At 56.4% G+C, this 12,833-nt stretch carries 8 protein-coding genes; 3 read left to right on the top strand and 5 right to left on the bottom strand.

Annotated features, from left to right (window positions below):
• Window positions 1-47: 47 nt before the first annotated feature.
• The 3 genes from B5F27_RS08205 (at window position 48) to B5F27_RS08215 (ending at window position 4,192) form a co-directional block, all read left to right on the top strand.
• Window positions 48-725, top strand: a complete 678-nt coding sequence (locus B5F27_RS08205) for a helix-turn-helix domain-containing protein (RefSeq protein ID WP_087366350.1) — start codon at window positions 48-50, stop codon at window positions 723-725.
• Window positions 726-757: 32 nt separating this feature from the next.
• Window positions 758-1,624, top strand: coding sequence for an IS3 family transposase (locus tag B5F27_RS08210; protein WP_275533110.1), 867 nt, complete (start codon window positions 758-760; stop codon window positions 1,622-1,624).
• A gap of 1,758 nt (window positions 1,625-3,382) precedes the next feature.
• Window positions 3,383-4,192: a helix-turn-helix transcriptional regulator gene (locus B5F27_RS08215; protein ID WP_158098219.1), complete on the top strand. Its 810-nt coding sequence runs from the start codon at window positions 3,383-3,385 to the stop codon at window positions 4,190-4,192.
• Between the two features lie 671 nt (window positions 4,193-4,863).
• On the opposite strand, the gene B5F27_RS08220 is transcribed toward B5F27_RS08215, so the two are convergent.
• From B5F27_RS08220 to B5F27_RS08240, 5 genes are all read right to left on the bottom strand, one after another.
• Window positions 4,864-5,697: an HAD family hydrolase gene (locus B5F27_RS08220; RefSeq protein WP_242962130.1), complete on the bottom strand. Its 834-nt coding sequence runs from the start codon at window positions 5,695-5,697 to the stop codon at window positions 4,864-4,866.
• Between the two features lie 12 nt (window positions 5,698-5,709).
• Window positions 5,710-7,458 carry a glycoside hydrolase family 3 N-terminal domain-containing protein gene (locus B5F27_RS08225; protein WP_087366362.1) on the bottom strand — a complete coding sequence of 583 codons (1,749 nt, stop codon included), beginning with the start codon at window positions 7,456-7,458 and terminating at the stop codon, window positions 5,710-5,712.
• Between the two features lie 25 nt (window positions 7,459-7,483).
• The gene (locus tag B5F27_RS08230) at window positions 7,484-8,809 is read right to left on the bottom strand and encodes a carboxylesterase family protein (protein ID WP_087366365.1); all 1,326 of its coding nucleotides are present in this window, start codon (window positions 8,807-8,809) and stop codon (window positions 7,484-7,486) included.
• 16 nt (window positions 8,810-8,825) lie between these two features.
• A complete protein-coding gene (locus tag B5F27_RS08235) occupies window positions 8,826-11,051 on the bottom strand; it encodes a glycoside hydrolase family 2 TIM barrel-domain containing protein (RefSeq protein WP_087366368.1) in 2,226 nt (741 codons plus the stop codon).
• Window positions 11,052-11,124: 73 nt separating this feature from the next.
• Window positions 11,125-12,753: an extracellular solute-binding protein gene (locus tag B5F27_RS08240; protein WP_158098221.1), complete on the bottom strand. Its 1,629-nt coding sequence runs from the start codon at window positions 12,751-12,753 to the stop codon at window positions 11,125-11,127.
• Window positions 12,754-12,833: the final 80 nt, after the last annotated feature.

Below are 12,833 nucleotides of genomic sequence, written 5' to 3' on the forward strand. Positions count from 1 at the left end.
TGATATGCTCCCTATAACAGAGACACTGAAATAGGGAAAGGGTTAAAATGAGCAAACGAAAAGAGATTGATCCAGAGTTTAGAATCTGGCTCATTGAGGAATGTCTTGCAGGACGAATGCGAGGACGGGAGGCTGCCAGACGAGCAGGTGTTTCTTTCACCGGAATGCGAAAGTGGATCAGCTTGTACAAAATGGATGGGCCTGCAGCGTTTGCATCTTCAAATGTCAAGAGGACTTATAGCGAGGAAATCAAGAAAAAAGTCGTAAAAGATTATCTGAATGGGAAAGGCAGCCTCCAAAAGCTCTGCGAAAAATACCATCTTCGTAGTCCTGACTTGGTCAATCAATGGGTAAAGTCGTATAATGATCATAAAGATTCCAAGAAAGACTCAGGAGGTTTCTTTATGACAAAACGAAAATCTACGATTGATGAGCGGCTTGCTGCCGTAAAAGAATATACAGAAACCGGAAAGCCTTACGAACAAATTGCAAGAGAAGGAGGATTCTCTTATCGGCAGGTCTATGAGTGGGTACGAAAATACCGTAAATTTGGGATAGCAGGTCTGGAAGACCGGCGTGGAGAGCGGAAGATCTCTCAAATGCCTCGTTCCAAGGAAGAAGAACTTGAAAAGCGTATCGCAGAACTGGAACATGAAAACCATCTGCTGAAACTGGAATGTGAACTGCGAAAAAAAGTGGAAGAACTGGAAAGGGGGAATCGCTGAGACAGTTTCATCTGGAAAGGCAGTACGAAGCTATTCGTATCTGTACGGCTGACAATCTTGGTTCCGTTCGGGAAGCTTGCCGCTGCTTGTTGGTGTCTCCTTCTGCCTATTACAAATGGAAGTCGGGAAATTCCGGCCAGAGGTTTCAGGAAAACAAGCACATTGCTTCGCTGATCGAAAAAATTCACATGGACAGCCCGGATAAAGGGTATCGCCGGATCCACGATGATCTGAAACGCTTTCACAATGTCCACAGCAACGACAAACGCATTCTGCGGATCTGCCGCAGTCTTGGAATCCAGTCAACCGTTAAGTTTCATCCGGCAAGCTGCACCAGACAGGCGAGAACACCACAGCATTACTCTGAAAACATTTTGAACCGGGAATTTCATGCAGAAAAGCCAAACGAAAAGTGGCTGACAGATGTGACGGAATTCAAGTATTACGAAGGTCCCAGAGTTAAGAAAGTTTATCTGAGCGCTATCCTTGACTTATATGACAGACGTATTGTTGCCTTTGCGATTCGGGATACAAACGACAACAAACTTGTGTTCGACACTTTTGCAAAGGCAGTCCAGAGAAATCCTGATGCGCATCCTATCTTCCACAGTGACCGTGGATTTCAATATACCAACCGATACTTCTACCAGCGGTTGGTCAATGCTGGCATGATACAAAGTATGTCTCGTGTTGGCCGCTGCATTGACAATGGCCCTATGGAAGGATTTTGGGGCATCTTGAAGCGAGAGCGTTATTATGGAAAGCGTTTCACGAGTCGTACTGAACTGGTGAAAATGATTCGCAGTTATATCCATTATTACAATACGAAACGTCTCCAGCGTAACCTTGGCGTTTTGACACCGATGGAAAAGCATGACCTTTATTTGAAGGCAGCTTGAGATGATTTTTGTTGATTTATTTCGTTGTCCTCTTGACGGGGTGCACACCAAAATGATAACTTGATCCAACGGGCACAGTATGGTAGAGTTGCTGTCCGAACTTTAAAAGAGTGAAGTGGTCGGATTCGTTTTGAATCCGACCACTTTAACGTACTGATTTGCTCTTGAGATGAAACCACCTAATTTTCAGTAAGTCAAAATAGGGACTTGATCGAAACCCGATGGTCTGGGTCATTTTGACCCAGACCAGTTCAGTACTATAAAGGATTGCGTATATAGCACGTTTTGGGAGTTTCGCTATGTACGTGCGTACGGAGTTGGGACATGTACATAGCAGTGGAAGGTGAGTATCTCGGAGTTTCGATAAATTAACGGATAAAATCTGTCTGTTGATTCTTTCACATCCAGCTCGAACTTCTATTGTGCAAGATCAAGTGGTCAAAATGACCACTTGATTACAGGGATTGGAATCAACGCAGATGCACTTCCTAAAAGGTTATCTAATAAAAAGACCGTGGACATTTTGTCCACACCTAGTTCAGAGCATTAAAGTTTTCAGAGATCTTCAGTGGCACTGGACATTTTGTCCAGCGCCATCAAAATCGAGTTGTCACCGTGACAACTTGGGTTGGTGCTGGTCAAATTGACCGACACCACTTTATCGTCATGAAGAATCGCGTATATAGTGCGTTTTGGGGTTTTCGCTATGTACGTATGTACAGGTTCTGTACGTACGTACATAGCAAAAGGGTGAAATTCTCTCATCTATCGGATTTTGGCTGTTCCCAAAGTGGGAACAGGCAATTCTGCTGTTTAGTTCAGAACTCAGGCTGTGGATTTTATAGGTGTGTTCAAGTTGAACACACCTACTTTGGACCCATAAAGCGCTGTGCCTGGAGGATATTTGCCGTAGCCATTGTACGAATCTCGTACATAGGTACACAGCAAAAAGGGCAAGTTCTCCCATTCTCCCACATAAAGGAAATCCTCTGTAAAATGATGGGGTCGGTGATTCGCCGTCCCCTTTCTGGCAGGGTAAGAATGTTGTGCTTCACGACTTCCATCTAATCCGGAACAGTGGGGGTGATTTTTCAATTGGTTGTGACCAAATTGGTCACAACCAATTCAAGGGAGTAACAAACGGTTACACCCTCTGGAGCCTTTCACCAAATAGGTTTGTACTGACCTTGTACATACGTACATAGCGAAAAGGCCAAGTTTTCCCCTATACAGAATTACCGGCCTCAGGATGGGAGAGTGGGCTTCGGCTGGACTAGGACTTCGATTCCCAGATAGCCGCATACGCGGCGGCCTGTGGCATCGGAAAAGAGAAGGTGTACCCTGATTCGGGGTACACCTCCTTTTGTGTCTGGATGGGGTTGTGCCGGTCCTGTCAGGTGCGTAACGTTTCGTTAGATACCTCCTTTTCATCAATCTCTGCCGGTCTCCCTCATCGCTTCTGACAGGCAACCGCTCATTTCTGAGGGCGCTGTGCCATCCCTTTCGGGCGCTCGCTCCGGGTGGAGGTCGTCGCGGTTTTGGCGGTAAGGACGGTCATTCACTTATCTGTGAAGGCTATTATAGCAGGAAAATTCTGATTTCCTGATTTTTCCATAAATTAAAATAAAGGCGCTCTGATAGCCGTTTTCCACGATTATAGACAAGACGGATATGTGTTCGAAACATCGGGGAATTCGTTCTTTCGACCCCGTTCGACAGGTCGAATATGGTAAAATAAAAAACAATGGAGGTGAAGCAATGCAGACGAAACTGACCACGGGAGAACGACTCACCGATCTGAGGCGGGAGCATAACCTGACTCTGGAACAGGTATCCGAGCAGACGGGGCTTGTAAAGTCCACCCTCAGCAACTACGAAAACGACAAAAAGCCGGATATCAACCTGGGGGCATTGGAGAAGCTGGCGGCGCTCTACGGCGTAGGCTTGGATTATCTGCTGGGATTGACCGAAAACAAAAAACACTCAGGGACAAGTCTTGCAGACCTGCACCTGAGTGATGACGCAGTGGATGTACTGAGCAGTGGAAAGATTAACAACCGGCTCCTGTCGGAGCTGATTGGCCACCCTGAATTTGCCCGGCTGATGGCCGATATGGAGATCTACGTGGATGGCGTAGTGTCCATGCAGATCCGCAATCTGAACAGCTTGCTGGAATCCGCCCGAACTGCCATTCTGGAGAAGTACCATCCCAAAGAGGACAACACCCTATTGACTTTAAAGGCCGCCCAAATTGACGAGGATGAATACTTTGCCCGTGTGGTCAGCGACGATGTGGAGCGCATCCTAAAGGATCTGAAACAGGCACACAGTGGAGACCAGGGGAGTGCTGCTGCGGATGATGCCGCCTCGCTCAAAGAGTACATTGAAACCATTTCCGGGACAGAAGGCAGCGATTTCCAGAAATGGATTATGATTTTCTGTAAGCAAATTCGCCTGCCTTACAATAAGCTAACCGACACCGAAAAGCAGTGGCTGATTCAAATCAGCCGAAAATCGAGCCTCCTAAAAAGCGGGACCAATCAGAGAGGAAAGCACCCAAGAAAGTAATAGGTGAGTACTTGGCACGAGAGAGCCTGCTGCGGCGGGGCTTTATATACCTTTGTTCCGCAGACAGCAAAAGGCTGGCAGCCTGTGCTTTTAGGCACAAACTGTCAGCCTTTCTTTGTCGCTTATGCTGCCCCTCAAGGGCTCCTTGTGCGCCAGGAAAGCAGGGCGGAACCGCCCTACGCAGCTGCCATCTGCTGCACAAAGGTATAACACACTAGACTTTGGTTCCAAAGTCGTGTGCCAACAGGGCTGCTGCTCGCCCCTATTGGAAACCCAGAGTCAAAGAGGGGACACCCCTCTTTGAAATCACCCTGGCCTTTTCGTATTCCAGATCAAGCATCGAATACACAAAGCCCTCAGCACCGGTCAATGTATTTTTCCGGTGCTATTCTGTGCGGGCACGAAATCCAGATTGCCCATATCTCCACCCATTCCCATTCATGCTCAAAAGTGCGGTGTTGTTGCAGAAGTGAAACCAAATAAAAAACCCGGACTCACCCAAGGCAGGAAAGGGGAGTCCGGGTTTCTCTGTTTTGAGAACAGAATGGGGATGTGTCCTCAGTCAGAAAGAGAAGAAAAAAGGATAAAAAGAGTTGAGAAAATGTCAGAAGGAGCCGGTCTCCGCCGGCGGGCGGTGCAGCCTGCCGGCCATGGGTGAGAAAAGGAGAAGATTACAGCAGGTTCTTCTCAAAACGCCTGGCCATTTCCTCGCCGTAGGGGCCATAACCGCCGCTCAGCAGGGCGGGCAGGGCTTTGGCGGTGAACTCGGCCCAGCTGTCCGCCTCGTGGCGGGCCAGGATGGGGTAGAACAGAACCCCGTTTTTCTGGGCGGCGGCCTGGTCGCCGGGGGCGTCCCCCACCATCAGGATGTGGGCGGGGTCATAGCCCTTGGCTTTCAGCTGGGCAATGCAGGCGGCCTTGGAGCCGCTGTCCTGGCAGCAGAGCACGTCCACCGAGGGCAGCAGGCCGCAGCGGGTCCATTCTTCTTCCACAGCTTCCCGGTTGGCGCTGGACACAATAGCCACGTCCGCCGCTTGATGGGCGGCAGCCAAGGCTTCGGCCACCCCGGGGAAAGGCTTCTTATCGCTCTCGGGCAGGGCGTCGATGGCGGCATTGACCTTTTTGGACCAGGAGAGGGCCTTGGCCAGGCAGGGCCCCTTGGCGGTTTTGGCGGCCTCGGCGATGGCCTGGTTGGACATCTCAGGGGCATGCTCGGCCCAGGCGGCCAGCTCGGCCACCCCTTCAATGGGACGGTAGACCTTGTCGATCTCGGTCAGGGCCATGGCCAGACCCTTGAACCGGTTGATGCCACGGGTGCCGGAATAGAGGTTAATGGCGTTCCAGCGGTTCAGAATGGGTGTAGCCCATTCTTCCAGCCCCCATTCCTCCACCATGCAGGGCCCGAAGCAGCGGAAATGCTTGATGTCCATGGTATCCATGGCGCAGCCGTCCGAGTCCACGCAGATCAGGTAATCTTTTTGTTTGGCAAATGCTTGCAGGGTCACAGCGGTTCCTCCTTACAGGCGGGTGTCCCAGCGGTCACAGAACACGTTGTCCTCGGCGGTGCCGCGGAATTCGCTCTGGCCGGTGATCTTCTCGATGGCGGCCCGGATGTGGTTGCGCTTGGAGCCGTAGGCATTGATGAAGGTGTGAATCTGGGGCAGGTCAATCAGATGGTTGGTATAGTTGAGGCTGATGGCCACAGTGGGGATTTCTTCATTATACCACGGCAGTTCCAGACTGTGGTTGCAGCTCCACCGAACCCGGACATCGTTTTCCTGGGCATAGCCCTTGACGTTGACCACAATCAGGGCCCAGTCGTGAGTCTTAATAAATTCCTCCCGGCTGGAATGGCCCAGCATCTTGACAAAGTTCATGGGGGAGACGCCGTTTTCTACTTCCAGGGCGTGGAAGTTGGGGCACAGGTCCACCTCAAAGCCGGCCTTTTCCAGTTCCTCCTTCACCACCTGTTTCACGGGGTCGCCCTTGTAGCCCTTGGAGGTGGGGGTGGAGCCCACGTACACCAGGAACACCCGCTTTTTCTCGGCGGGGTTCACCGGCAGGGTGCCGCGGGTATCCTTCACCAAGGTGATGCAGCTGTCGGCGGCCTGGTCGCTGTAGGCCTGGTGCTCGGCGCAGCCGATGCAGTCCAGGCCGGCCTTGTCCGGGATGCGGACAGCCTCCTCATAGAGGTGCAGGTGGGCTTTCAGGCCCAGAATCCGATGCAATGCATCGGACAGCCGCTCCTCGGTGAGGTCGCCCTTGTCATAGGCGGCTTTCAGGTAGGCGATGTCCTCGTCGATGTCGTTGGCAAACAGGATCATGTCGCAGCCGGCGATGATGGCGCCGGGGATGGCATCCTTCCGCTTGGCGGTGGCGGTCATGCCCACCATGTGGGTGGCGTCGGTGATCACCACGCCGTTGAAGCCCAGTTCCCCCCGCAGCAGGCCGGTGATCAGTTCGGGGGCCATGGTGGCGGGCTTGATGTCCTTGTCCTGGATGCCGGGGCAGAGCTTCCGGCTCATTTCAGGCAGGGCGATGTGGCCCACCATGACCGATTCCAGGCCGTCCTCGATGAGAGCCCGGTAGACCTTGCCAAAGGTGGCCTCCCAGTCCTCCACGCTCAGGTTATTGACCCCCATGGCCAGGTGCTGGTCCAGCTCTTCTACGCCGTCGCCGGGGAAATGTTTGGCGGCGCAGGCCATGTTGGGGTTGGCGTCCTTGATGCCCTGGATGTAGGCTTTGGCGTTGGCGATGACCTGGTCGGGGTCGGAGCCGAAGGACCGGGTGTTGACGATGGTGTTCCGCCAGTTCATGTAAACATCGCACACCGGGTTGAACATCCAGTTTGCCCCCAGGGCGCTGGCCTCACGGCCGGCCACCAGGCCCACATGATAGGCGTTTTCGGTGCCCTGGCCGGCGCCGCACTCCACGGCGGTGGCCACAAAGGTACCCTCGGGGGCGGCGCCGTTGCCGCCGTCGTCACAGTTGGCTGCGATCAGAAGGGGGATTTTGCTGTGCTTCTGGAAGGTGGTCAGCTGATTGTAAATCTGCTCTTTGTTGCCGCCGTTCTGCCAGCGCAGGCCGCCCATGTGGGACTGGTTCAGCAGGCCTTCCACCTGCTTTTCCCCAAAGCCAGGCTGTGCCTGCAAAATCACAAACAGCTGGCCCAGTTTTTCCTCCAGGGTCATGCCGGCAATGGTATCTTCCACCCACTGGATTTGTGCATCGGTCAGATAAAAGGGTTTGGCTTTCAGGTCAACCATAAGGGTGCGCTCCTTTCCGTCATCATTACCATCCAAAAACGTTGGCTTTCGCTTCTTTGCCCAGGCCGGCCATGGCAGGGGCGGGGACATCCAGCCGCAGTACCTGGCCGCTGTGCCGGGCGGTTTCCCACACCGGCAACCCGGCGCCGTTGGGATTGCCGGAGGCGGCAAAATGGGTCAGGTAGGATACCATGGCGCTGGACAGGGCCCGGTCCCCATCGTTGAAAGGCCGCCAGCTGTTGGTCAGGGTGCCGAACCAGTACCACAGATCGGCGCTGTGCCAGGCGCCCTTGTCGTCGCCGGGCAGCTGCCGGGCGAAGCACCAGGCGTAGCTGTCCGCCGGCTGTTTCTGACACCACCGAAGGGCGTCGGCGGTCATCTCAGGCTTCATGTCCTGGGTGTTGCCGCCGGCCAGATAGGGGATGGGCAGGGTGAAGCCTTCGCCGGGGAACAGGGCGGTGTCCCACACCGGGCCCATGTTGGCCATCACGGTACCGAAGCCCTGGGTGGCAAACTGCTTGCCCATGGCACCCAGCAAGGCCTGGGGCGGCAGAGCCCGCAGCTGGGCCAGGGTGGAGGCCTCGGTGGCCTCCTTCCAGGCGGTCCAGAAGGGGTATTTGTGTTCCATCACCCAGTCCCCGGCAAAGAGCACCGAATCATCCCCGGCGCCGCTGGACATGACGGCTTTGGCGATCAGGCCCTGGGCGGCCCTGGTACTGCACAGCATCTGGACGCTGTGGGCGCCGGCGCTCTGGCCCATCACCGTGATGTTGTCAGGGTCGCCGCCGAAAGCGGCAATGTTGTCGTGTACCCACTGTAATGCACACAGCTGGTCATACAGACCGTAGTTGCCAGTGTGGCCGGCCTCGGCGGCCAGCTCGGGCAGGCAGGCGTAGCCGAACAGACCCAGCCGGTAGTTGAGGGTGACGCCGATGACCCCCTTCCGGGGCCAGGCCGGTTCGTCAAAGGCCTTGTCCCAGCCGGAACCGCTGAGGAAGGCGCCGCCGTGGATGTAGACGATCACCGGGGCCTTTTCGGCGTTGTCGGGGGCCCAGATATTCAGATACTGGCAGTTCTCGCTGTAGCTGTAGTCCAGCCCTTCCCGAAACTCGTGGTAGTAGAAGGGGGAGCGGCCGTTTTGGTCTTCAGGGGTGAAGGCGGCATCCTGCATGGCGTTGGGGCCGAAGCGGGAGGCATCGTAGACGCCCTCCCAGTGGGTGACCTGCTTGGGGTATTCCCAGCGGCCGGCCTCGGCATAGCGGATGCCCTTGAAAGCGGTGACGCCGGGGGCGGCAGCCGCTACGCCCTGGATGTCGCCGCAGGGGGTGGAGCAAACATGCTGTTGTATCATGGAAAATCGCTCCTTTTCAGTCTTCGTCCCTGGAGATCAGCTCCTGGGGCTTGGGGATGGCGTTGAGCTTGCGGTTCAGCTCCTTGACGAAGTCCTCGGAATACTGGCTGCTCTTGGTGTTGATCTTGCGCAGGAGGGTGACGTAGGTCAAAATCCGGGTTAGAGGGTCGGATGTAATGCGGGGGACTTCCTGCTCCAGCAGGGCCCAGGCCTCAGGGCTCTTCATCAGATCGCCCATCTCGTCCATGATGGAGTAGTGATCGGCGGGGAACAGATCCTCCTTGCTCTCCTGGAGGGTGAACCAGTTTTTCACATTGAAGCCGGGGTTGGGATCGTCATAGATGTAACTTTGTTCCGGCTGTGCCACACGGGTCAGAGTAATGGCATCGGTGAGACTGCCCGCCGAAGCGGCAATCCGGTTGTCTCCTTCGGCCAGAGGCACCTGGTCAAAGACAAAGACCCGCTTTCCTTCCTGAGAGCCGAAGACCTGCCCGTTGACGATGAGGGTGACGGAGGGCGCGTTGGAGTACACCTTGACGGTGGTGGTCTCGCCGCAGCGGCGGGCATAACGCCGGCCGGTCAGATAGACAAAGGGCTCCTCGCTCCAGCAGGCTTTGTAGAAATAATAGGCATCCTTGCAGACCGAGCGGTCATAGGTGACAAGGCCTTTGCAGTTGCGCCCTTTGGAGGTGGCCATCGCCCGGTTGGCGCTGCCGAAGTCAAACATATTCCATACAAAGCTGCCCCACACAAAGTCCCGGGCCTCGATCTGGGGATAGGCTGTTTCGTGCCAGCGGCACTGGAATTCCTCGGAGCAGTCGCCGGGCCTGGGGTCATCCCGGTGGAGGGTAATCAGGCTGTCTGCGCCGTACTCGGACAGGCAGAGGGGCATGTCGGGATTTTTTTTGTGGAAGCGGTCAAAGAAGGGGCCGTAGTCGGTGGCTTCACCGTAGTACCAGCCGAAGTAGATGTTATAGCCCACGGCGTCGGTCAGATGGTTGAGCTGGCTGTTCAGCTTGACGGCGTTGATGTTGGCCAGGGTGGTGAAGCGGGTGGGGTCCAGCTCCTTGGCCAGCTGGTGCAGCTGGCCGATCTTGCGGTACATTTCCAGGCTCTCGCCCGCCATCGAAATCTCGTTCTCTACCCCCCAGAAGCAGATGGACGGGTGGTGATTGAGCTGCAAAATCAGCTCGGTGAGCTGCTGTTTGGCGTTTTCAAAGACGGCCTCGTTGCCATCCGGCAGGGCCAGCAGCGGGATCTCGGCCCAGACCACAAGGCCTGCCTGATCGCACAGGTCATAGGTCAGGTCGGGGTGCTGGTAGTGGGACAGGCGCACCGCGTTGGCCCCCATCCCGCAGAACAGCTGGATGTCCTGCCGCTGCTGTGCCTCTGAAACCGCGCAGCGGCAGCCCTCCCAGTCCTGATGTTTGGCGGCGCCCCGCAGCTTCAGGTGCTGGCCGTTGAGGAAAAAGCCCTGTTCCGGGGAGAGTTCGATGGAGCGGAACCCGAAGGACAGGCTTGCCTCATCCAGACAGACGCCGTCCCGCAGGAGGCGGGCCCGGCAGGCGTAGAGATAGGGGTCTTTGCGCCCGTCCCAGCTGTGGGGCCGGGAGACCTGGAGGCAGGCCTGGGAGGCCGAGGCGGGGCAGGTCACGCAGGCACAGGCCTCTCCCTGGTCCAGTACCTCATACTGGATCTGGACGCCCTCCGTCGGGCCCGCAATGCGGGCGCTGACCTGTACCTTCCCGTCGGGGCCGGGCTCCACCGTCAGGCCGGAAGTGCCGTAATAGAGAAGGTCAAAGTGGGTGGCCCCGGTCTGGATCAGGTGGACAGGGCGGTAGATGCCGCCGTAATTGTTGAAGTCACCGCCCAGGGGAATGTAGTCCCGATGGGTGTTGTCGGCCAAAACCAACAGCTCGTTGCTGCCCGCCCGGGCACCGGTGAGGGCAAAGCGGAAACGGGCATAGCCGCCCTTGTGGCAGCCGAGATAGCAGCCGTTCAGCCAGGCGTGGCAGATGCCGGCCACCGCGCCGAAATCCACAAACGCAGGCCGGGCGGCATCCGCCAGGGTCAGGGTGCAGCGGTAGAGCCTGGGCCCTTCCTGTTTGGGATCGTCCCCGTTCCACACATGGGGCAGGGTGACATCCACCCAGTCCTGGCCGGTGGGAAGGGTCTGGGGAGTGCCGTCCCAGGAGCAGCTGCTGAATTGCCAGCCCTCCCGCAGCAGAGTAACAGTGCGCATAAAAACCTCCTTGGGTCTGTAAAAATAAGTGCCTGCAGGAAAACCTGCAGACACTGCCGGAATGTAAAAGAAATCAGCGCTGCTGGAAAGCGTTGTAAGCGTCGGTCACATACTGGGTGGCTACATCCAGGCCCATGCCGTTCAGGGTGTTGACATAGGTGTCCCAGCTCTCGTCGATGTTGGACTGGCCGGTGACAAAACGGATCAGCATTTCCTGCACGTAGGTGTCCACCTCGTTCATAATCATGTTGTAGTCGTTCTGGTGTTCGGGCGCGATGGTCAGCTGGGGCAGGCAGACGCCCTGGTCCAGGCTGTGCCACAGGGTGCGGGCTTCCACCTGCTCGGGCATGGTGAGGGTGATCTGCATATAGGCGTCCTCGTCCATGGGGTTGACGAAGCCGTAGGAGGGCAGGGCGTAGGCCAGGACAGCCTCAGAGGGGGTTTTGCCCTCGGGGTTGTTCATGACGGCATCGGTGAAGGTCTTGCTGCCGTCTGCATTGACGGTGTAGCTTTCCCCTTCGATGCCCCAGCACAGCAGGTTGTTGCCCTCTTCCGAGAAGAAGTAATCCAGCACCTGGGTGGCCAGAGCGGGGTCGGCACAGGAGGAGGTCACCACAGCCTGGACGCCCACCTGGGCAACGCCGCCGTCCAGGTGGAAGCAGGGGGTGTCCCCCTCGTTCAGCACCGGCCAGGCCACGCCCACCAGTTCAAAGTCGGGGTTATTGGCCCGTGCGGTGGTGGTTACGTTGCCAATGCCGCTGTTGAGGGAGAGGACGGAAGCAATGCTGCTGCCGTTGACCAGCTTGGCGTTGTTGGCGGCGCTGTCGTTGGACATGAACTCGGGGTCCAGCAGGCCCTTGTTGTACCAATCGTTCAGCTTGGTGACAAACTGGCGGTAGTTGTCGGTAGAGGGACCGAACACCACGCCGCCGTTGCCGTCAGAGCAGAACTCGGTGCTGGTCTTATAGGCGGGCAGAAGCAGGTTGAGGTTGGCGTTGCCAATGTAGTTGCGGTAGGTGGTGAAGGGATAGGTGACGCCGGGCTCGTTGTCCCGGATGGTGGTCATGACGTTCTCCCAGTCGTCCACCGTGACGGGGACATCCAGGCCGTACTTTTCCAGCAGGTCGGCGCGGATGGAGGGGCCGGAGGAGACAGGCACGCCCAGGGTAAAGCAGTAGATGCCCTGGTAAGTGCCGCTGTTGGAGAGGACTTCCTTTTCGTGGGCAGGGGTGTCCACCGCCGCCAGATAGTTGGGGGCGTACTGGCGGATGCAGCTGTCCATATCCATCAGGACGCCTTCGTCGATCAGTTCATCAACGCCCATGGGGCTGGTGCTGTAGGACCAGATGATGATATCAGGGTACTCGCCGGAGGCGATCATCAGGTTGAACTGGTCGGACTCGCTGCCCACGGCGGGATGGGTAAAGGTCAGGTTGACGCCCAGCTTTTCTTCTGCGACCTGGAAGGCTTTGATGTCATGATAGTTCTGCACCACGCCGGAGGTGGCATTGCGGATATAAATGTTCAGGGTCTTGTCCCCGTTGGCCAGGGGATAGGTGGCGGTGACGGCTTCACCCGTAAACTGGGATGCAGCGGTGGATGCGGCGCTTTCCGACTCGCTGCCGCCGCAGGCAGCCAGGCCGAGAGCGGCGGCGCCTGCACCGACGATTTTCATAAAGTTGCGGCGGGAGATGCGTTTCATAGGGAAATCCTCCTTCTTCGTGCTGGAATTCGTGGGGTTGAGCGTTGCGCTCTTTCTGGTCATTATGATACACGACCCGC

The organism is Faecalibacterium sp. An192 (assembly GCF_002160175.1).
Taxonomy (GTDB): domain Bacteria; phylum Bacillota; class Clostridia; order Oscillospirales; family Ruminococcaceae; genus Faecalibacterium.